This is a genomic window from Pseudarthrobacter sp. TE3704, assembly GCF_056279405.1.
Map to the genome: position 1 here is coordinate 14,604 of NZ_JBWCCJ010000004.1, position 20,551 is coordinate 35,154.

Annotated in this window: 14 protein-coding genes; 5 read left to right on the forward strand and 9 right to left on the reverse strand. The window is 63.0% G+C overall.

The annotated features are described in order from the left end of the window. Nucleotides 1-71 precede the first annotated feature (71 nt). Genes ACZ9BC_RS11190 through glf form a run of 3 tightly spaced genes read right to left on the reverse strand, consistent with a single transcriptional unit; the run spans nt 72 to nt 4,105 of the window. Nucleotides 72-941 carry an ABC transporter permease gene (locus ACZ9BC_RS11190; RefSeq protein ID WP_476246013.1) on the reverse strand — a complete coding sequence of 290 codons (870 nt, stop codon included), beginning with the start codon at nt 939-941 and terminating at the stop codon, nt 72-74. Then, complete coding sequence (locus ACZ9BC_RS11195) at nt 942-2,921, reverse strand: glycosyltransferase (RefSeq protein ID WP_476246014.1); 1,980 nt, start codon at nt 2,919-2,921, stop codon at nt 942-944. Beyond that, complete coding sequence (glf, locus tag ACZ9BC_RS11200; protein WP_275727755.1) at nt 2,918-4,105, reverse strand: UDP-galactopyranose mutase; 1,188 nt, start codon at nt 4,103-4,105, stop codon at nt 2,918-2,920. Before glf ends, ACZ9BC_RS11195 begins: the two co-directional genes overlap by 4 nt. Before the next feature lie 265 nt (nt 4,106-4,370). Between glf and ACZ9BC_RS11205 the strand changes: the two genes are divergently transcribed. Next, the gene (locus tag ACZ9BC_RS11205; RefSeq protein WP_476246015.1) at nt 4,371-8,387 is read left to right on the forward strand and encodes an FtsK/SpoIIIE domain-containing protein; all 4,017 of its coding nucleotides are present in this window, start codon (nt 4,371-4,373) and stop codon (nt 8,385-8,387) included. On the opposite strand, the gene ACZ9BC_RS11210 is transcribed toward ACZ9BC_RS11205, so the two are convergent. Beyond that, nucleotides 8,384-8,761: a hypothetical protein gene (locus ACZ9BC_RS11210; protein WP_476246016.1), complete on the reverse strand. Its 378-nt coding sequence runs from the start codon at nt 8,759-8,761 to the stop codon at nt 8,384-8,386. The genes ACZ9BC_RS11205 and ACZ9BC_RS11210 overlap by 4 nt on opposite strands. Before the next feature lie 342 nt (nt 8,762-9,103). On the opposite strand from ACZ9BC_RS11210, the gene ACZ9BC_RS11215 reads away from it, so the two are divergent. After that, nucleotides 9,104-9,352, forward strand: a complete 249-nt coding sequence (locus ACZ9BC_RS11215) for a WhiB family transcriptional regulator (protein ID WP_015937605.1) — start codon at nt 9,104-9,106, stop codon at nt 9,350-9,352. 111 nt (nt 9,353-9,463) lie between these two features. Here the strand turns inward: ACZ9BC_RS11215 and ACZ9BC_RS11220 are convergent, their stop codons facing one another. Genes ACZ9BC_RS11220 through ACZ9BC_RS11235 form a run of 4 tightly spaced genes read right to left on the reverse strand, consistent with a single transcriptional unit; the run spans nt 9,464 to nt 17,818 of the window. Next, nucleotides 9,464-10,930, reverse strand: coding sequence for a sensor histidine kinase (locus ACZ9BC_RS11220; RefSeq protein WP_079597248.1), 1,467 nt, complete (start codon nt 10,928-10,930; stop codon nt 9,464-9,466). A gap of 28 nt (nt 10,931-10,958) precedes the next feature. Next, nucleotides 10,959-15,812, reverse strand: coding sequence for an NAD-glutamate dehydrogenase (locus ACZ9BC_RS11225; protein ID WP_476246017.1), 4,854 nt, complete (start codon nt 15,810-15,812; stop codon nt 10,959-10,961). Nucleotides 15,813-15,869: 57 nt separating this feature from the next. Next, a complete protein-coding gene (locus ACZ9BC_RS11230) occupies nt 15,870-17,177 on the reverse strand; it encodes a CpaE/TadZ family protein (RefSeq protein WP_476246018.1) in 1,308 nt (435 codons plus the stop codon). Beyond that, a complete protein-coding gene (locus tag ACZ9BC_RS11235; RefSeq protein ID WP_476246019.1) occupies nt 17,174-17,818 on the reverse strand; it encodes a hypothetical protein in 645 nt (214 codons plus the stop codon). Before ACZ9BC_RS11235 ends, ACZ9BC_RS11230 begins: the two co-directional genes overlap by 4 nt. Nucleotides 17,819-17,966: 148 nt before the next feature. On the opposite strand from ACZ9BC_RS11235, the gene ACZ9BC_RS11240 reads away from it, so the two are divergent. Continuing rightward, complete coding sequence (locus tag ACZ9BC_RS11240; protein WP_009356834.1) at nt 17,967-18,182, forward strand: helix-turn-helix domain-containing protein; 216 nt, start codon at nt 17,967-17,969, stop codon at nt 18,180-18,182. 52 nt (nt 18,183-18,234) lie between these two features. Here the strand turns inward: ACZ9BC_RS11240 and ACZ9BC_RS11245 are convergent, their stop codons facing one another. Next, nucleotides 18,235-18,852 (reverse strand): hypothetical protein, encoded by a 618-nt coding sequence (locus ACZ9BC_RS11245; protein ID WP_476246020.1) that lies wholly within the window; start codon nt 18,850-18,852, stop codon nt 18,235-18,237. Between the two features lie 90 nt (nt 18,853-18,942). Here ACZ9BC_RS11245 and ACZ9BC_RS11250 point away from each other — a divergent pair, with 90 nt between their 5' ends. Together ACZ9BC_RS11250 and ACZ9BC_RS11255 are read left to right on the forward strand one after the other, a co-directional pair. Further along, nucleotides 18,943-19,929, forward strand: a complete 987-nt coding sequence (locus ACZ9BC_RS11250; RefSeq protein ID WP_476246021.1) for a LysM peptidoglycan-binding domain-containing protein — start codon at nt 18,943-18,945, stop codon at nt 19,927-19,929. Nucleotides 19,930-19,991: 62 nt separating this feature from the next. Continuing rightward, nucleotides 19,992-20,504 (forward strand): Rv3235 family protein, encoded by a 513-nt coding sequence (locus tag ACZ9BC_RS11255; RefSeq protein WP_476246022.1) that lies wholly within the window; start codon nt 19,992-19,994, stop codon nt 20,502-20,504. The last annotated feature ends 47 nt before the right edge of the window (nt 20,505-20,551 follow it).

Here is a 20,551-nt window from a genome sequence, read left to right on the forward strand (position 1 = left end):
GGGTGTGCCGCAGGACAAACTGCTTACGCAGTTTCTTGCAGCTGATGGCGACATCGCCTCGTGCAGTCACGTTATAGCTCCTGTGCGAAATGGACGGCCGAGCGGCGGAAGGCCAGCTGGCCCACGAACAACACAGCGATGGAAATAAGGTAGGCGACCGGAAGCCATACGGTCATGAGGTCTGGCGGCATCGATGCAAGTCCCACCTGATCCTCCTTCAAGGTGGGGAACCAGAATGCCCAGTGGAAGATCTCGACCGCCACAGTCATGGGGTTGAGCTGGTAAGCCCAGTACCACGAGCCCATGACATCCTGCACCATCGTCCAGACGTAGAGGACCGGGGACGCCCACGTAACCACCATGAGGATCATATCGACGATATTTTCCGAGTCCCGGAAGTACACATTGGCGGCGCTGAACAGTAGGCCAAGCCCCGTAGCAAGGACGGAAACCAATATGAAGGCCAGGATGGCGGCGGCGAGCTGGAGGAGGGACGGGGTCCATCCCGCAATGAGGCAAGCACCCATGAGCACTACCAGCTGAGGCAGGAAATGCGCCGCCGAAACCCATACTGTCGCAACCGGGAAGAGTTCACGGGGCAAGTAAATCTTCCGGATTAGGTCGCGGTTGTCGACGATGGATCTTGTGGCGTTACCCAACGATTCCGTGAAGAAGTTCACCAGGACAATGCCCGCAAACAGATAGATAGCGTAGTTGGGAGTCCCCCGCTGAAGGTTTAGGAAGATCCCCAAGGCCACGAAATATATCAGGAACTGCATCAGTGGCTTGACGTAGGACCACAGCAGTCCCAAGACCGAGCCGCGGTACCGCACCTTGATCTCTTTACGCACCAACAGCTTGAGCAGGAAGCGGTGGTCGTAAACGTCAAGCAGGCCGCGCCCCTGGCCCGGGCGAATCATATCGTTGGTGGTGCCGGCCATTTACTTCGAGTCCTCTGCGGCGTCAAAGGTCTTTTTCCACGACTCCATCGAGCTGACTTCGGACACCGCGTTGCGGTACTGTTCGGCGAGCTTGTCCCACTCCCGGAACAGCCGCACGTGCAGGCGGGTTGCCTCGGTCAGCATTGACTTGAGCTTTTTCGGGTCGCGCTGATACCAGGACGCACCTGTTCCTTCAGCATTCGAAACTACTACGCTGTCGTAGTGGGCCACCCTGAACCAGCGGTTGTCCCGGTGGGCGAGATACCCTTGGGGGCGCTCAGCACTTTCCGGTCCAGGCGCCTTGATGAGCTGCCGCGCAACTGTCTTGATGCCCCAGGGTATGAGCTCCTTCTTGCTGGGCATTCCGACGACGGTTCCTCCCATGGGCCCCCGTCCCAGCTTGGGGGCGGGAAAGTCGTCAACGTCGTCTTTCAACTGGGCGTCCGGATACGACGCCTTAAGCGCGTTGATCTCGGGCAGCTTTGTGCCAAGCACTTCATGGAGGACGTGTGGCCCCTTAAAGAGGTCCTTCAAGGCCTCGATACGACCGTGTTCCGTGAAGTACTGCATCGAGACCAGGTGCTTAACGTCCGACTGGACGGATTCGCGCAGGACCCGCCCGCCCTTTGGGTAGGGGCTGTGGATCAGGGTAGTGATCAGCCTGTTGCGTTCGTGGAAGTATGCCTGCCACCCGACGAGGTCGTCCTTGTCGAGCCACGAGACATGCCAAACGGCGGCGCCGGGAAGAGACACCGTTGCGAACCCGGCCTCCCGCGCGCGCAACCCGTATTCGGCATCGTCCCATTTGATGAACAGCGGCAGTGACAGGCCGATCTCCCGGATTACTTCGGTGGGGATGAGGCACATCCACCACCCGTTGTAATCCACATCTACACGCCGGTGCAGCCAGGCCGTCTGGCGGAGGTTTGCGATACTGAAGTCGTGCCGCACATCCATGTCTGCGTGCGGCAGCGCCGGCACAATCCGGAAGGGGTCAACTACCTCGCCGAACGTATGGAGCACGCTGCGGTTGTACAGGTCAAACATGTGGCCGCCGACGATGGTCGGCTTTCGGCAGTGGTCGGCGAATGTCAGTAGCCGGACGATGCTTTCCGGTTCCACCACAATGTCGTCATCCAACAGCAGAACATAGTCACTGCCGTTCTCCACGGCTTCGTACATTCCCCTCGCGAAGCCACCTGATCCGCCAAGATTTGCCTGGTTGATGATCCTGAGCTTGTCGCCCAGTGCTTCCTTTACGGCGGCAAAGCCATCTTCTGCCTCGACCTTTTGTGTTCCCTGGTCGACTATCAGGATTTCCTTGACGTTCTTGAGGACGTCTGGATTCTCCGCGAGGATTCGGGCGTTGTTGAGGCAAAAATCAGGTTTGTTCATTGTGGTGATTTGAAGGGTCACCTGACCCTTGGCACCTTGGCCGCCCTCGGCCTGCCATTCACCGTTTTCCAACAGAAGTTCACCTGAACTTGCCGCCAAGTCGAACCAGTACCAGCCGCCGTCGCCGAATGGCTTAAGGGTGAGGTCAAAGACCGAGGTAGCAGCGCCGTCAACGTGTTGTCCGTCGACGCGCTGGACTGACCCGCGTGCATTGGACTTGTAAACGGTGACCGTTCCTGTTCCTCTGGTGCTGACGACCAGGCGGATATCCCTGACGGACGTCCACCGACGCCAATAGCTCGCCGGGAACGCGTTGAAGTATGTGCCGAAGGAAATTTGCTCGCCTGACCGGACCCGCATGGAGTGTCTGGAAAGGAGATCCTCAAAGTGGGCTTCACGGCCGCCTGAGCTGAACATCTGCAGCTTCTCTTCCGGCAGCTTCGGCGTGCGGGCCAACTCATCGTTTTCCCTCAACCGGATGCCGCTGGCGGTGCCCGCATCCGCGTACAAAGGAACAGTGTCCGGCTGGTCCGGCGAAGGGAGAATCACCCGCTGAAGGGTCGACCAGCCCTGCGCTGCGTTCATGCGTCCACGCCTCCGCTTTCCAGCTTTGCGCCGCTTTCATAATGCGGCCGGATCTTGTTGTCGAACATGCTCAGTGCTGCGCCGATGGCCATGTGCATATCCAGGTACTTGTACGTCCCCAGCCGGCCGCCGAACAGAACGTCCCTCTCAGCAGCCGCCAAGTCGCGGTACTTGAGCAGGCGCTCCCTGTCCGCGGAAGTGTTGACGGGGTAGTACGGCTCGTCGCCCTTCTCCGCAAAGCGTGAGAACTCGCGCATGATGACGGTCTTCTCCGTCTGGTAGTCGCGCTCCGGGTGGAAGTGGCGCGGTTCGATGACCCGGGTGTAGGGAACGTCGTCGTCGTTGTAGTTCACAACTGACGTGCCCTGGAAGTCCTCGATATCGAGCACTTCTTCCTCGAAGTCAATAGTGCGCCAGGAGAGGTCGCCCTCGGCGTAATCAAAGTAGCGGTCAACGGGTCCGGTGTAAACCACCGGAATGTTGCCCACAACCTTGTTCTTGCTGTACTCGTGCGACTCGTCAAAGAAGTCCGTGTTCAGCCGCACTTCGATGTTCGGGTGTTCTGCCATCTTTTCGATCCACGCCGTGTAGCCGTTGGTGGGCAGGCCCTCGTACTTGTCATTGAAGTACCGGTTGTCGTAGTTGTAGCGGACGGGCAGCCGCGAGATGATTCCGGCGGGCAGGTCCTTGGGGTCCGTCTGCCACTGTTTACCGGTGTAATGCTTGATGAAGGCTTCATAGAGCGGGCGGCCGATCAGCTGGATGCCCTTGTCGTTCAGGTTCTGCGGATCAGTGCCGGCAAGCTCGCCCGCTTGCTCCTGGATAAGCTCCCGTGCCTGGCCCGGCGTCAGGTTGGCGCGGAAGAACTGGTTAATAGTGGCCAGGTTGATGGGCAGGGAGTAGACCTCGCCCTTGTGTACCCCGTAGACCTTGTGGACGTAGTTCGTGAACGTCGTGAACCGGTTCACGTACTCCCACACGCGCTCGTTGGACGTATGGAACAGGTGTGCTCCGTAGCGGTGCACCTCGATACCGGTCTGCTCTTCTTTTTCGCTGTAGGCATTGCCGCCAATGTGGTGGCGGCGGTCGATGACAACGACCTTCAAGCCCAGCTCGGTAGCGGCCTGTTCGGCGATTGTCAGGCCAAAAAAGCCAGACCCTACGATGACAAGGTCAGCGGTCACAAATTCTCCTGGTTTGAATGCGGGCAGCGCAATGATGCGCAATGTCTGCTGCTCTAGCCTACCCGAGGCACTGCAGCGCCCGTCGAATCAGGGCTTCGGGCTACAACCCCTGGCGCAAGGCCTGAGCCTCCTGAAGTGACCGCCCCTCCGGCGGCAGGAGAAGACGGATCTTCTGCTGGAAGTTGTCCACATAGCAGGTGGTGCACAGGCCCGGACCGGCTACCGCTGTCTAACGTGGGTTCAAAGGCACAAAGGATCTGCACCCATGACATTGCACTGCACCCTGCTCGGCGGTCCCGGGTCGCGCCTGGCCGGGCAGCGTCTTGAATTGTCCATCGAAGCCCCCGACGGTACGGCGGGTGCCCACATCCGCGACCAGCTCGCAAGAACGTTTGGCACAGGGACTGTAACGGTCGACGGCGACGACCTGCGATCCGTACGCGTCGGCACCTTGCCCCTGATTAATGGTGCCGTTCTCATCGACGGCGGTGGAGCACCAGTCCGCAGGAAGGAACGGCGCCACCCCGCCGGCGAGCCGGCTCCGCTCGCCCTTGCCGTCCACAGTGGCGCCGGCGCGGGAACGGTCGTACCCCTGCGGCGCGGCACCTACACCATCGGCAGGAGCAACACCCGGATAGTCATCCCGGACGCGGAGTTGTCCCGGCAGCACGCCCGCCTTGTGGTTACAGAAACAGCCATCATCATCGAGGACCTGGACAGTGCGAATGGCACCTACGTGGATGGCGAAAGAACCCGGGCCGCCGCCCTCTCCACGGGTTCTACACTCCGCTGTGGAAACTCGACCATGTCCATCGTGTTTGCCGACACACCGGCCATGGCGTTGAGCGACGCCGGGGCCTCCGTGCAGGAGCCTATTCCCGTCAGGGGCCGGGCGGAGTCCGGCAGCCGGGCGGTCCTCGTTGCCACCGCCATCCTTCCATTGGTCATCGGTGCTGGACTTGCCGTCTTCACGGGTATGTGGATGTTCCTGGCTTTTGCCGCCGCCTCCACCCTGGCCCTTGTGGTTCCTGTTGTATCCGGCAGGCGCCAGCGGCGGGAGCTGGACGCTGCAATGAGAGCGGCTGTTGCCAAGGACAAGGAACGGCGCCGGGCGGCCGGGCCCTCGCTCGCCACGTTGGTGCTGGCCACAAATGGGACGCACAGCAGCCTTCCAACCACTCAGGCGGGGGAAGCCGCAACCTGGTTGCGCCTTGGCCAGGCGAAGCAATCAGCCAATGTAAAGGTGGAGCCGGTTGGCTCCATCCGGGGAATTCCCTCCGCTGAGACCGTACCGGTGGTCTTTGACCTTTCACGCCCCAAATCGGTGTTCCAGGGATCCAGGAGCCTGCTGGACGGAATGATCAGGGCTATCGTCATGCAGCTGGCCGGTTATCCGAGGTGCCGCACCACACGCGTCGCCATTCACGGGCAGGCAGAGCGACTCCTGTTGCCCGCACGTTTCCTGCCGGGTGTAACCCTCACAGCAACGGCAGCTGCTTGCCGGCGCGTGCTGGCCGAGGGTTTCAACGCCACGTCCCCCAGGGGAGTCCTCCTGATTACTGACGCAGCAGACGGAGGCGTTTCAAGCAGCGCCCTCGCGGATGAAGCGCTGGCGCACGGGTGGCACATCCTTGAATTCCTTCCCGAGGGGACGAGGAAACAAGGCATTGACGTGGAACTCCGCGAGCGCACATCGATCCTGCGGCAACCGGCCGGCGACGTCGTCTTTGTACCCGATCTCGCCCCCGAGGAGGTCTTCAGCAACTTCTGCCGCCGTCTGGCAACGTCCCCTCGGGTGCGGGACACCGGGGAACACGCGCTGCCATCCACCTGCACACTGGATGACGTGCTGCCTCTCACGGCCGCCCATACGGCTGCCCGTTGGGCATTGAGCAAGAAGAACGCCGCGCTGTCGGCTCCCCTTGGACTCGGTGCGGGCGGGGCCAAAGTTGTGGATCTTCACACCGACGGCCCCCATTTGCTGATAGCAGGCACCACTGGCTCCGGCAAATCGGAGTTGCTCCGCAGCCTTGCGCTGGCACTGGCTCTGTGCCATCCGCCCGACCGGGTGAATTTCCTCTTCGTTGACTTCAAAGGCGGCTCGGGGCTAGGTCCCCTGGCCGGGCTGGTTCACTGCGTGGGGCTGCTGACCGACTTGGACCGATACGAACTGGAGCGCACACTCATCTCGCTCCGTGCTGAAATCAGGCACCGCGAAAAAGCCCTGGCATCGGCAGGAGTGCCTGACATCGGCGCGTATCGGTCCACTCCTGCTTCGGCGGACGTTGCCATCCCCCACCTGATCATCGTGATCGACGAATTCCGGATGCTCGTTGATGACGCACCGGAAGTACTCCGTGAACTGATGCGCATAGCCTCCATCGGCCGCTCCCTTGGGATCCACCTCGTCATGGCCACACAGCGGCCGCAGGGCGCATTGACTGCGGACATCAGGGCCAATGTCACCTCCAGCATTGCCCTGCGGGTGCAGTCCGACATGGAGTCTGTTGACATCATCGGGTCCAGGGAGGCCTCAACAATCCGCGTTGACACTCCTGGACGGGCTTACCTCGCCAGGGGCACGGAACCAGTCCAGGAATTCCAGGCAGCAACCACGGGACCGCTGCATGCCCGCACCGGCCAGGATAACTCCGTCACCGTGCGGCTTGCCACGGATTACCTCCTGTCGCGTCCTCCTGCCTATGCGGTTGCAGAAGCACCGACGCCTGCGCAAGCCGCAGCTCCTCTGGTCGGATTGGTGCGTGAACTTTGGGCCGGCATGGGAGGAGCACCGCCCCGGGCACCCGTTGCCGCTCCCCTGCCGGAGGACATACAGGAACCCCCGTTCAGCAGCGCCGCTGCTGCCGCGTCCAGGACCCCCGACGGCAAATGGTCAATCATCCTTGGGCTTGTTGACCTCCCGGACAGCCAAAGGCTCCAGTCCCTTGACTGGGAACCCGCCAAGAGCAGTCACCTGGCCCTGATCGGCGCACCGGACTCCGGCGCCCACGAAGCCTTGGACGTTGCCGTTCGCGGTCTGCTTCGCCACCCACAGGAGGCGCACTTGTACTTCCTGGACGGTGCAGGAAGTTTCCATTACCTGTCCTCCCACGCCAGAATTGGTGCGCACATCGGGTTACAGGAGCTTCGGCGGGCGGTGCGGGTACTGGAACGCTTGACTGCTGAACTAGCCCGCCGGCTTAACCAGCCGGGCGGGCGCTCTGTGCCGCTGATTGTGGTGATCTCGGGGTGGGGCTCCTGGCTGTCGGCTTTTCGATCGGGTCCACTGGCATGGGGCGAAGACCTCGTCCAGGACCTTGTCCGGGACGGCGCCCGGGCCGGGATAACAGTCATCATTTCCGGAGACCGGGAGCTTGTCACCGCCAGGTTCAGCGGGGCGATCCCGAACCGGCTCTATTTCCCTACTGGCTCCAACCCTGACAGCCGGGCAGCCTGGCCGCGAATACCTTCCACAGCAGCTGTCAAAGGAAGAGCCGTGGCGTTCGGTCCCGTTGCCGAACACGGTGCTGCGGTATGCCAGCTGTACCGCACAGCACCCGACAGTTCCTGGCACAGCGACGCTGCCGGCAGCCCGCAGCACCAGCTGGTTACGCTTCCTCCCTTTCGGGTGGAAGCGCTGCCGTCAGTGGTAACGACTGGCAAAATCCTTTCCATGCTTGCGGACCCTGCTGTTTCCCATGCGCCCGGCTCCGTTTCGTCGGGACCCCGGCTTCCGGGCATCCTCATCGGAGTTGGCGGTGACGAGTTGTCCCCCGCTTCTTTCCGGATTCCACCAGGCGGCGTGGTGGCCGTCCTTGGCGGTCCCGGCAGTGGCAAGACCCACGTCCTGAAAGCGTTGCAGGCTCTGAACCCGGGCCACCACTGGGTTTACCCCGACGCCGGGGCCGACGAGCTCACCTTTTGGAAGGGCCTGCTGCAGGCGCAGGGCCCACAGCCGTCGAGGGACACAGTGTTGCTCGCCGACGACGCGGACCTTCTGTCCCCCGGCGCGATGCAATACCTCTCCGAACTGCAGGCCCTGGGTCAGCCGGTGGTCCTGACGGTGAACTACAGTCCTCTGATCCTTCAGCGCGTTCCCCTGATCATGCACTCCCGCGCTGCCGGAACAGGGCTGCTGTTGTCCCCGCGGTCCATATCCGACGGGGACGTCTTCGGCGTCCGCTTCGAGGTCGAACAGAATCCATCCCCGGGCAGGGGTGTGCTCATTTCCGGCGGACGCGCCCGCCCAATCCAGGTGGGATGGGCTGCTGCAGACGACTAAAGGGCGGGCGGTGCACTTCCCGTACGCGAGGCATAACTGATCACCTTGCTGTGGAACAGGAGCACGATGGCGGCTACCGCGGGCAGCAGCATCGCCAACCCGGCCACCACCAGGCCACCGCTAAGTGTAGGAAATCCGATGGTCAGAACGAACAACTGCGCCACAAGGGCGGCAGCTCGGGTCCAGCGGTATCCCCGGTATAAGAAAACAGCCACCGCATACAGCCAGGCAGCGAAGGCGAGCAGCAGCCCCAGCGTAAATACCGCTCCCCAGAACGACAGTACGGGGCTTCCGTTCAGCAGTTGGTAGCCGTACCAGCCGGCGGCCACAAGGAGCGCTGTAGCCTCCGCGGCGACGATCAGAGCGACGACCACTGCTGCAGGCGGCGGGCCAACGGGCGCTCCCCCTGCGTTGCGGCCTGGCCCCGGACGCGGCTCTTCGGACGGTGAAGGGGACGCTGGGGGGTTTACCGGGGGTCTTGACACACTGGCACCCTACCGGACATAGTCGGACAGTGGTGAGGGCCAGTGCCGCCAGTGTGATGTATCGCTCAGCGTTACGGGGATATCAAGCGTTATTACCCCTTGTTTACACAGCGTTAACATGACAGGCTTGATTCAGATGACCAACGGGGCCCTGCCGGGCCCTTTTCCTTTGTAGCTCCTAGTGAATAATTTCACAAAGAGCACTTCCCAGAAATGGAGCAACTGATCAGCATGGATTGGCGTAACCGCGCAGCGTGCCTCGAGAAGGACCCGGAACTGTTCTTCCCCGTCGGGAATACAGGGCCCGCCCTCCTCCAGATCGAGGAAGCCAAAAGTGTCTGCCGCCGGTGCCCGGTAGTGGACACCTGCCTGCAGTGGGCTCTCGAGTCAGGCCAGGATGCTGGCGTCTGGGGCGGCATGAGCGAAGATGAGCGCCGCGCCCTGAAGCGCCGGGCAGCCCGCGCCCGCCGCGCTTCCTGATCGCCCAAAACGCAAAAAGCCCCGGCCGCAACCTGAGAGGTTGCGGCCGGGGCTTTTCCCTTTAACCCTTGGGCTCAGCCAGAAGTGTGGCAATGGCCGGGGAGCCGCCAGCTACTTGCCCGCCAGGCTGAGCCGGATCTGTACCGCCGTGCCGCCGCCGTCACGGGGCTTCCACTGGATTGTCCCGCCAAGTTCACTCGTGACCAGGGTCCGCACGATCTGCAGGCCAAGCCCTTCAACGTGGGGGGTGTCGGGCAGCCCCACGCCGTCGTCGGCAATGGTCACTGTCAGTTCTTCACCCTCGTCTGCCTCCGACCGGTCAGCGATAAGCGACACGGTTCCGGCCCTGCCCTCAAGCCCGTGCTCCACCGCATTGGTGACCAGTTCATTGATGACGAGTGCCAGCGGCGTGGCCAGGTCACTGGGCAGCTCTCCAAAGGTCCCGGATCTTTCAGTCCTTACCTGCTGGGAGGGCGAGGCAACCTCGGCGGACAGCCGGAACTGGCGTCCGATCAGCTCGTCGAAATCAACGCTCTGCGTCAAGCCCTGCGACAGGGTCTCATGGACGAGGGCGATGGTGGCAACGCGTCGCATCGCCTGTTCCAGTCCCTGCTTGGCTTCTTCGCTCACCATGCGGCGGGACTGCATCCGGAGCAGCGCCGCAACGGTCTGGAGGTTGTTCTTCACCCGGTGGTGGATTTCCCGGATGGTGGCATCCTTGGTGACCAGCTCCATTTCACGCCGCCGCAGTTCAGAGACGTCGCGGCAAAGGACCAGCGCGCCAAAGCGCTGCTGCTCGTCACGAAGCGGGATAGCGCGCAGCGACAGGCTGACGCCCCTGGACTCAATTTCACTGCGCCACGGCATGCGGCCAGTAACCACTAAAGGCAGCGTCTCGTCCACCATGCGCCGGTCCTTCAGCAGGCTGGCAGTCACCTCAGCGAGCGACCGGCCCTCCAGCGACTCCCCATCCCCCAGGCGCCGGAATGCCGAGACACCGTTGGGGCTCGCGTACTGCACTATGCCTTCGGCATCGAGCCGTATCAGCCCGTCTCCCACACGCGGCGCACCCCGCCGCGACCCCGTGGGCGAGGCAAAGTCCGGCCACAGCCCAAGCGTCCCCATGCGCAGGAGGTCATAGGCACACTGGCGATAGGTCAGCTCAAGGCGGGACGGCATGCGGGAACTGGACAGGTCCATATGCGTGGTGACCACGGCAAGCGTCCGGCCATTACGGACCATGGGCACGGCCTCAACACGGAGGGCCATGTCGCTGCTCCAGTTGGTTTCGCTGGAACGCTCAATGGAGCGGCTGTTCCATGCCTTGTCCACAAGCGGCTGCAGGTCCGACCGGATTCCCTCGCCCACGAAGTCGCCGTGGAAGACCGTGTGAGTGGTGGACGGCCTGACATGTGCCAGCGCCACGTACCCATGGTCCGGGTGGGGGAACCACAGCGCCAGGTCAGCGAACGCCAGGTCCGCAACCATCTGCCAGTCCCCCACCAAAAGGTGCAGCCATTCGGCATCACCAGGCCCGAAATCAGCATGTTCCCTGATGGGGTCCGTAAAGATTGCCACTGCACCTCCAATTGCGACGCCGTACTTGCTAGCGCCGGACGATTGACCTCAAGAGCCTCAATGCTACCGACAGGGATGCCATATCGTCGGTTTCAAGCGAATTGACCTCATCGAACATGCTCTTCGCCCGGCCCAGCTGCTCCGCGTTCTGGGCCTCCCAATCCTTCAGCCGGGCTTCCGGCGAATCAGCCGCCGTGGTGGCGTCAAGCACCGCCGTCGTTATATCCGAAACCGTGGAGTACAGGTCATCGCGGAGGGCTGCCCTGGCCAAAGCCTGCCACCGGTCCTGCCGCGGCAGGCTGCTGATCCGCTCAAGGAGGGAATCAGCGTGGAAGCGGTTGAAGACCGTGTAGTAAACGGCCGCAATCTCCTCCACAGGGTCCTTCCGGACCCGGGCAATCTTGGCAATGTCCAGCAGGACGAAACTCTCGAAAAGTTCTGCCCAGCGCAGCGCGAGTCCTTCCGGAAGTTCCCACTCACGCGCCGTTTCCAGCCAGCCAGCCACGCGAGCCCGGTCGTCGCCGCGCAGGTAGTCCAGAAGCCGGGCCCGCATCGGGTCCATCAGGGGCTTGAACTCCGACACCACATCCGCAATGGGCCGCGAAACAGTGCCCTGCGTCAGGAGCCAGCGGACCGCGCGGTCAAGCAGCCGGCGGACATCGAGGTGCACAGTGCTCCAGTGCTCCGTCGGGAACGACGCCGGCAGGCTGTTAAGCTCCCCCACCATCGTGTCCAGCTCGTAAATCTCCCGCAGGGCCACGAATGCCTTGGCCACAGCCACCTCACTCGCCGACGTCTCTTCCATGACACGGAAAGCGAAGGTGATACCGCCGAGGTTGATCATGTCGTTGGCCACCACCGTGGCGATGATCTCGCGCCGCAGCGGATGGGTATCCAGTTCCGCGTCGAAGCGCTCGCGCAGCTGCTGCGGGAAGTAGTCCCGCAGGGTCTTCCTGAACCAAGGGTCATCGGCAAGATCGCTGTCGCGCAGCGCGGACGTCAGTTCGATCTTGGCGTAGGCGGCCAGCACCGACAGCTCGGGCGAAGTCAAACCCTGCCCCTGCTGCAGCCGCTCCCGCAGCACTTCGGTTGAGGGCAGCGCTTCGAGCTCCCGGTTCAGGTCGGCTGACTTCTCCAGCCAGTCCATCAGCCGCTCATAGCTGGGGCTCCACTCGGCTACCTTTGTCCGGTCATTGAGCAGCAGGATGTTCTGGTCGATGTTGTCTTCGAGCACCAGACGACCCACCTCATCCGTCATCGATGCGAGGAAGCCGGCCCGTTCTTCCGCCGAAAGCTTCCCGGCAGCCACCATCCGGTCGACGAAGATCTTGATGTTGACCTCATGGTCGGAGCAATCGACACCGGCAGAATTGTCAATGGCGTCGGTGTTCAGGATGACACCCTGAAGCGCCGCTTCAATACGGCCGCGTTGCGTCATGCCAAGGTTTCCGCCCTCACCCACCACCTTCACGCGCAGATCCCGCCCGTCAACACGGATGGCATCGTTGGCCTTATCCCCCACAGAGGCGTTCGATTCGGTGCTGGCCTTGACGTAGGTTCCGATGCCGCCGTTGTACAGAAGATCGGCAGGGGCGAGGAGGATCGCCCGCAGCAGCTCAGGCGGGCTGAGTTCCGTCGTCTCTGCAGGAAGCCCCAGGGCGGCGCGCACCTGCGGCGAGACAGGGATTGACTTGGCCTGCCGGGCAAAGACCCCGCCGCCCTCGCTGATCAGGGACTTGTCGTAGTCATCCCAGGAAGACCTGGGCAGCTCAAACAACCGCTGCCGCTCCACGAACGACGCCTCCTCATCGGGGTTGGGGTCGAGGAAGACGTGCCGGTGGTCGAAAGCCGCGACGAGGCGGATATGCCTGGAGAGGAGCATGCCGTTGCCGAATACATCGCCTGACATGTCTCCGACGCCCACCACCGTGAACGGCTGGGTCTGCGTATCCAGGTCGAGTTCGCTGAAGTGCCGCTTTACTGATTCCCACGCACCCCGGGCCGTGATCCCCATCGCCTTGTGGTCATAACCCACGGATCCGCCGGAAGCGAAGGCATCGCCCAGCCAGAAGCCGTATTCGGCGGACAGTCCGTTGGCGATGTCGGAGAAGGTCGCGGTTCCCTTATCCGCAGCCACTACCAGGTAGGAATCGTCGTCATCGTGCCTGACAAGGTTCGACGGCGGGACCAGCCGTTCGCTGTCACCTTCCGTCACGAGGTTGTCGGTCAGGTCAAGCAGGCCGCGGATAAACGTCTTGTAGCTTTCGACGCCCTCAGCCATCCAGGCGGAGCGGTCGGCAGCGGGGTCCGGAAGGCGCTTGGCGAAGAAACCACCCTTCGCTCCGGTTGGCACGATGACCGCGTTCTTGACGGTCTGCGCCTTGACGAGACCAAGGACTTCGGTGCGGAAGTCCTCCCGGCGGTCGGACCATCGCAGTCCGCCGCGGGCCACCTTGCCGAACCGAAGGTGGACACCCTCGACCCGGGGAGAGTATACCCAGATCTCGAACATCGGACGCGGGAAAGGCAGGCCTTCGATCCTGGCCGGATCGAGTTTGAAACTCAGGTGTGGCTTGTTCTGGTAGTAGTTGGTCCGGAGCGTCGCTTCGATCAGGTTAACGAAGGTGCGCAGGACCCTGTCGGCGTCGAGCGTTGCAACCTTCTCAATCGAAGCCGCCAAGTCCTGCCTCACGGACTCCTGGGCGTCCAGCCGCTCGTCGTCGCTCAGGGCAGGATCAAAACGCGCCGCGAAGAGGGCGCTCAGGCCCCTGGTGACGTCCGCATTCGCAAGCAGGGTGTCAGCCATGAAACCGAAAGAGTTGCTATTTCCCATCTGGCGCATGTACCGCGCGTAGGCCCGAAGCACGGTAATTTGCCGCCACTGCAGGCCTTCCCGGAGGACGAGCCGGTCGAACGCGTCCGATTCAGCTGCGCCCGTCACCGCCGCACCGAACGAATCGGCAAGCAGCTCGCCAGTGGACACCGGATCCACACCCGCCGGGTATTTCAGCCCGAGATCGTACAGGAAGAAGTCACGGCGGTCCGCTGTCTCAATTTCGAAGGGCCGCTCGTCCAGTACCTCCAGCCCCAGGTTATGGAAGAAGGGCAAAATCTGGCTGAGGCTTTTCGGCTCCAGCATGTACAGCTTCACCCGGGCGTCTTCCTCGAGCGTTGCGCCTGCACCTTCCGGGAGGTAAACGTGGACGCCGGGCCGCTCCTGGCGTGCGCCTACCGCCCGTTCCGCCGCCGCCCCGTACTTCTCGAATCGCGCAATGTCCTCCAGGGCATCTTCCACCTCGTAGTCCACCCGGTAGCCCGCGGGGAATGCTTCCGCCCAGATAGCGGCTAGTTCCTTGGCTTCCAGCGGGTCCCGGCCCTCGCGCAGGACCTCGGCGATGCCTTCGCTCCAGGAACGCGCGGCACGGACAAGCCGCTTCTCCAGTTCCTCGGTGTTGACATGGCTGAAGTCGGCATCCTTCGGCAGGCGGATGCGGAAGAACAGCCGGGCCAGTGCCGACTCCGTCATGCGTGCCTCATAGTCGATGGACACCGCCTGGAACGTCTCACGAAGTTCCTGTTCGATGCGAAGCCGCACGTTGGTGGTGTAGCGGTCCCTGGGAAGGTAGACGACGGCGGACATAAAACGGCCGTAGATGTCCGGCCGGAGGAACAGCCTGGTCCGGCGTCGCTCCTGCAGTTTCTGGATGCCAAGGGCAGTGGCGGCCAGATCGGGGACTTCGATCTGGAACAACTCATCACGGGGGTATGTTTCCAAAATTCCCAGCAGGTCCTTGCCGGAGTGGGAATCCGGCGGGAAACCAGCGCTTCGAAGTACGGCGTCCACTTTTTCCCGGACAATCGGGATGTTGCGGACCGATCCGGTATAGGCGCTCGTAGCAAAGAGTCCGATGAAGCGGCGCTCACCGTTGACGTTGCCGGCAGCGTCAAAGCTCTTGACCCCGATGTAGTCGAGGTAGGCCGAGCGGTGGACGGTGGAACGCGAGTTCGCCTTGGTGATGACCAGTGCACGCTTTTCCCGCGCCTTTTTCCGGCCGGTGTCGGTCAGGTGCTGGATGTGCGGCGAGTCGGCGACCGCCCGCAAGAGGCCCAGCCCGCTGTCTTCGCGGAGCTCCAGGACATCTTCGCCATCCACGTTCACCAGGTCGTACTCCCGGTATCCGAGGAAAGTGAAGTTCCCGTCATCCAGCCAGCGCAGGAGGTCCTTCGCCTGCCGCAGCTCCGCGATCTGTGCCGGGTTGGCTATCTGGTCAAGGCTCTCGGAGATCTGCCGGGCCTTCTGGCGCATTTTCGGCCAATCCTCGACGGCAGCGCGGACGTCGTTGAGGACGCGCTTGAGTCCCTCAAGCAGGGAATCCTTGGCGTCGTCAGAGATGCGGTTGATTTCGACGGCGATCCAGGACTCCATGTGCGAGGCATGCTCGCCCTGCGCAATGAGGTGGGACAGGCTGGGCATTGCCGCGGTGTCACCGCTGGAAATTCCAATGTGCGCGGGAACCCTGTTGACCTTGACCAGTTCGCCGCTTTCCCTGTCGCGAGTGGCGACGAAGAGCGGGTGAACCACAAGTTTGATGGCGGCGTGCTGACGGACGAGTTCTGCGTTGACTGAGTCAACCAGGAACGGCATGTCGTCCGTGACCACGAAGACCACGCTGCTGTCTTCCTCGTCCACGACGGTGATTTTCGCCTGGCCGGGCTGCCGAACTGTTGCGACCTCACGGTGGTTGCCGGCCCGTGCAACCAGCACTTCCCGGGGGTAGCTCCTGGCATCCTCCTCGGCCAAATGCTGGTAGTAGTCCCCAATAAAGCCTTCCAGGCCTTCAATCGAAAGGGGCTGATCCTCCACGCTGGATCCAGACGACATCGACACACGCCTCCATCACAAGATATTTGCTGCTCCATTGCAGCTCTTATGGCGAGCCTAACCCTTTGACCTGCGCCCTGCTGTGGAAGAAAAGACAGAGGATTTTGCTTTTTGCTGGTCAGGTGCACAAACGAGGCCGCGAACCGCACGGCGAAGCGCGGACTCAGGAGCGGTTTCCAGCAGCAGCGACCCCGCCAGCAGGGCTGCATCCGCAGCTGCCGGATCGTAAGGCAGAAAGGCTTCGATCCCCGAGGCAGGACCGTATCTTTCCCAGGCATCCTGCAACTGCCGCTCCGGACTTCGGCCCACCGACGAAGCACGCACCTTGTTCATGACCACCGACGGGGACGCCTGGGGCACAGCGGCTTCCAGCTCAGCGAGGCCGCGTACCAGGCGGGGAACTCCCACGGGGTCGGCGGCCCCGACCGCGTAGATGGTGTCGGCAAGCTCAAGCGGACGCAGCGCGGCGGCATTCCGGCGTGGCGCCATAGTGTCGAAGCTCAATTCTTCATCTGCTTCCAGGCAAAACCCGGTATCAACAACAATGACGTCGGCGATTTGCCGTGCCCGCTCCAGGACCAGGGCAAGGGCGGGCGCTCGGAGCTCAGTCCACCGGTCCGCGCGGGTAATGCCGGTGAGGACTGTGAACGTCCCCGACTTTGTGGCCACCGGGGTTGCGACTTTTTGAAGGGCGGAAGCATCCAGGGCGCCCTGGTCCGCCAGCCGGCATGCCTGCGCAAGGCCGGCTGATTCATCCAGCAGACCGAGAACGGCGGCTATGCTGGCGCCATAACTGTCCGCATCAACGAGGAGAACCTGTTTTCCGTCGGCCGCCATCTCGCCGGCGATGTTGGCCGCGACGGTCGTACGTCCCGGCGATCCAACCGGCCCCCAGACCGCAATGATTTTTCCCGCACCTGGCCCGTCCGGGACCACCGCCGGCTCTGCCTGGACCGTGCCCAGGGCAGCACCGGTGTCAGCAAGCGAACTCCAGGTGGCCGAACGACGACCTGTCCCCGTCAACTGCTCCACCGCATCTGCGATCCGGTCGGACAGTTCGGCGGACTCCACCCCGGTCAGCGCAGAGGCCACCCCAATTTTTCGCAGGCGTGCTGCTTCGTCGGCGTTGTCCGTCAACGCGATAATGGCCACTCCCACCGCTCCCAGCCTGTCGACCAGGGAGGCTGTCAGCCCCTCGGAGCCATCAGCCACGACGGCGGCCCGGGCAAGTCCGCTTTGGCACGCCGCTAAGAGCTCCGGCAGTTCCGCGCACCTCCTGACGACAGTGACAGGTCCATGCAGCCGTTCAAGTCCGCCCACCAAGTCCTCCCGGCTCTGGCCAACGGTGACTACCGGAATGTTCATCGGGAGCCGCCGCCCGGATTCCAGACAACCGAAATCTTTGCTTCGTTGGCCTGGGCGCCGAGCAAGGCAGGCATTTGGCTATCCTCCACGAGGACCATCAGGACGGTGGTCTTAGTGGATCCCAAAGCCGTGGAGCCTGCTGTCACTTCCGCGATTTCAGCGCCGGAAAGGAGAAGCTTGGGTTCACTGTAACCATTTTTGGCGTCGGGCTGAGCAACCCAGACGTCCACCCTGGCGCCCTCGACTGCCTGCGACGGAAGCGTCTCGTCAATGGTCAGCGCCACCGGTTTGCGGTCCAGCTGGTCCACCTCCCCAAGGCTCGCCCGGGGTACCAGCTGGTCCTTGGCGATCCGCTGTACGGCAACCACGCCCTCGGGCAGGCCGGACTCCACGGGAATGTAGTGTTGCTCCGTTTCGCCGAGGCGCACCTTGGCCCGGACCACGTTCTCGGCGGTCAAGGCCTCGCCCACGCCGATGCCGTCCCGCGCCGCGTAAACCTCCGTGGTCCGGTCGGCACTGTTGACCAGGAAGACGACGCCGGCAACGGAGACCAGGACCAGGAGAATGCCCATCAGCAGGCGCGGGTCCCGCCAGGATGGACGCTTAAGGCGTGCCGCCGTGGCAGACGAATCAGGAACCATGCCGCTTCTCCCCCTAGTTGCGCCGGCGCACTGTGGCCGGACAATTTATTGTTGCGGCAAGGGCGCTGGAACGAAAGCCCATAAAGCAAACAAGGCCAATCTGTGGATAACAGCAGCAAAACGGCTCATCTGATGGCAAAATGAATGCATGCCCAGGTTTCTCACGCTCGCGGATGTCGCAGAGCAGCTCCAGATCAATTCGCCTGCCGCTTATGCACTGGTGCGAAGCGGGGAGCTCAAGGCTATCCAGGTTGGTGGCCGGGGGCAGTGGCGGGTCGAAGAGAAAATGCTGGAGCAGTACATTGAGGAACGCTATGCCGAGGCCAGCCGGATGATCCAGGAGTCCAAATCACGGTCCGTCTGACCATTCCTCTGGCGCCTTAATTTCCGGGCAGCGCGGCTGAAAGTCCTCGCCGCTAAATGTCGTGGGTCCGCCGCGACCTTACAGCCGCCAATGCCGGAAAAGGGATGGTAGAAACCTGGATGACTTGGCCACTGCGGCGGGCCTCCCCGGCAGTAACAACCGCCAGGTCAATGAAGTCCTTCCCCACCCTGTCGATGACTCCCTCCAAACGGACACTGCCGGCACCGTTTCCCAGTGTGACCGAAAGTTCCGTGCGGTCCCTGGCAAGGGCGCGCAAGGAATGCGCGAGTCCTATCGCACGGCGCACCGGCGAAACCTCGGGTTGGGACCACCTCCCCAGACCCACGTAGCGCAGCGCAGCGCCGTAGGGAATGAGAACCTGGTGGTGGTCTTCGTCCAGCACCATTGCGTCCGCGCCGGCATGGGACAGCGTGCCGTGGAATACCTCCCCGCAGGCAAGATGGACACCGAGGCGGCAGCCGAGAGCTCCGCGTAGCCTGTCGGCGAACTCTACATTCACCATGTCGATTCTGGTGCGCTCGTTGATCTCAGCATCAAGAGACAGCCTGTCCGCTTCCGCGAACTGACTTTCCATGTCGTTAAAGAGGGAATCCCAGCGCATCCGGTCAGCGTAGGACCCCACCGCGGCCTGGTCAACCCGCATTTTCATTCTCTCCACTGTCTAGACAAAAGCAGCAAGACGGGCGCAAACTGAGTCAGACGCGAGCAAACTACATCAAACTGCATCAAAGAGGCTCGAATGCGCAAACGTAATGACACGGGGATCGGTGCTGACGCCACCGCGGCGGTGGGCCTGCTGACGTTGGCCTTGGCATTGGTCTTTATCGGAGCAGGACTTCTTCGCCAGTGGCAGGACTCGGCCGCCCGCCATCAGCGCCCTGAGGTGGAGGACGTGTTGGGCGCCGCCGCGGCCGCTACCGGGGCAGTCCTCCTGCTCTGGTGGTTTGTATCCCTTGCATGTGCTGCTGCCGGCCTGCTGCTGGAGAAACTCGGCAAGGCCAGGGCAGCCGCGTTGACCCGCAAAATGTCGCCCGCTTTTATGCAGCGCTTGGTTGTTGCAGCGGTTTCCGTTCAGCTTTTGTCCGGTGGTGTTGCCGCACACGCCGCAGTTCCGGCACCGGGTCCACAGTGGGCTCCGACGCAAGGCCAGGAGTCCTCTGCGCCGGCGGCATCCGGACCGGACCGGGCCACGCCGGCAACGGGCGAACAGGAAGCAGCTCCGCCTCCGGACAACGCCATTGAGCCGTCCATGCCTGCAAGCCCAGGCAGTGGACCCGGTGCGGCCGTGCCCGTGGCCGGTGGCTCCGGGGCGCAACCAACGTCCGACCCTTCTCCGGCCCCTCTCCCTCCCGCCGCGGACCAGCTCCCGGTAAACAACCAGGCCCCGGTACCCGGGCAAACTGAGCCCGTCCTTCCGGCTCCATCAACAATTCAACCGCGCTGGCAACCATCGGCTCCGATCGTCGAGCCCGGAATGCTGACCGGACCAGCCGTGCGCAGCGACGCCGGCGCCCATCAGGGGACAGGCCGGTACAGCGGGCCGGTAGCCGTCCTTGCCGGAGACAGCCTGTGGGACATCGTGGCGGATCAGTTGGGGCCCGGTGCCTCGGACGTGGACATAGCTCTTGAGTGGCCGCGGTGGTACGAAGCCAACAAGACCCTCCTTGGCCAGAACCCGGATGTACTTCTTCCCGGGCAAATCCTGGTGCCTCCTACGCCCGCGTAGCCACCCTCAACACCACCGGCGGGCATCCGGCCTTCCGGGCACAACCATAAAAAGGGGAAACAATGTCTGCAGTGACGCCAATTCGGGCAGCGCAGGAGCGCTCCGACAGTGAAACGGGAAGAGACCGGGATGCGGCCGCGGCCACACTACGGAACGCGGCGCTGGACCAGGGGCGGGCAGGGCTTTATCGCCCCGGAAGGCAGCCCGCGCTGCGATCCGTCGACGAGACTGCCGAAGTTCGCGCGATCAGCCGCGGCACCATCCAGGCTGCGATGGAGGTGTTGGCCGGAATCCGGCCCATCCACCAGCTGGCACGGCGGCTCGATCCGCGATGCCTGGGGAATCTGCAGCACCGGGCGTCCCTGATCAGGCGGGAGCTCACCCGTACGGGGAATCCCGCCCTGGCCCGGCTGCACAGGAATTCCACGGTCCGCTCAGTCCGCGTCTGCGAGGTGGCGGATGGCATCTACGAAGCCAGCGCCGTTGTGGTGGACGACGTCCGTGCCCGTGCCGTCGCCATCCGGCTGGAGCGCAGCAAGCATGTCTGGAGGGTGACTGAACTTGTCATCGGCTGATCCATGCAAGGAGGCAGGGCCGGGAAAGTGCTTCCCGCCCTGCCTCT

What these genes read in the sequence shown, in the direction of transcription:
- ACZ9BC_RS11190 (WP_476246013.1), bottom strand. Translation starts at nt 941, where the DNA reads ATGGCCGGCACCACCAACGATATGATTCGCCCGGGCCAGGGGCGCGGC.
- ACZ9BC_RS11195 (WP_476246014.1), bottom strand. Translation starts at nt 2,921, where the DNA reads ATGAACGCAGCGCAGGGCTGGTCGACCCTTCAGCGGGTGATTCTCCCT.
- ACZ9BC_RS11205 (WP_476246015.1), top strand. Translation starts at nt 4,371, where the DNA reads ATGACATTGCACTGCACCCTGCTCGGCGGTCCCGGGTCGCGCCTGGCC.
- ACZ9BC_RS11215 (WP_015937605.1), top strand. Translation starts at nt 9,104, where the DNA reads ATGGATTGGCGTAACCGCGCAGCGTGCCTCGAGAAGGACCCGGAACTG.
- ACZ9BC_RS11225 (WP_476246017.1), bottom strand. Translation starts at nt 15,812, where the DNA reads ATGTCGTCTGGATCCAGCGTGGAGGATCAGCCCCTTTCGATTGAAGGC.
- ACZ9BC_RS11230 (WP_476246018.1), bottom strand. Translation starts at nt 17,177, where the DNA reads ATGAACATTCCGGTAGTCACCGTTGGCCAGAGCCGGGAGGACTTGGTG.
- ACZ9BC_RS11235 (WP_476246019.1), bottom strand. Translation starts at nt 17,818, where the DNA reads ATGGTTCCTGATTCGTCTGCCACGGCGGCACGCCTTAAGCGTCCATCC.
- ACZ9BC_RS11240 (WP_009356834.1), top strand. Translation starts at nt 17,967, where the DNA reads ATGCCCAGGTTTCTCACGCTCGCGGATGTCGCAGAGCAGCTCCAGATC.
- ACZ9BC_RS11245 (WP_476246020.1), bottom strand. Translation starts at nt 18,852, where the DNA reads ATGAAAATGCGGGTTGACCAGGCCGCGGTGGGGTCCTACGCTGACCGG.
- ACZ9BC_RS11250 (WP_476246021.1), top strand. Translation starts at nt 18,943, where the DNA reads ATGCGCAAACGTAATGACACGGGGATCGGTGCTGACGCCACCGCGGCG.
- ACZ9BC_RS11255 (WP_476246022.1), top strand. Translation starts at nt 19,992, where the DNA reads ATGTCTGCAGTGACGCCAATTCGGGCAGCGCAGGAGCGCTCCGACAGT.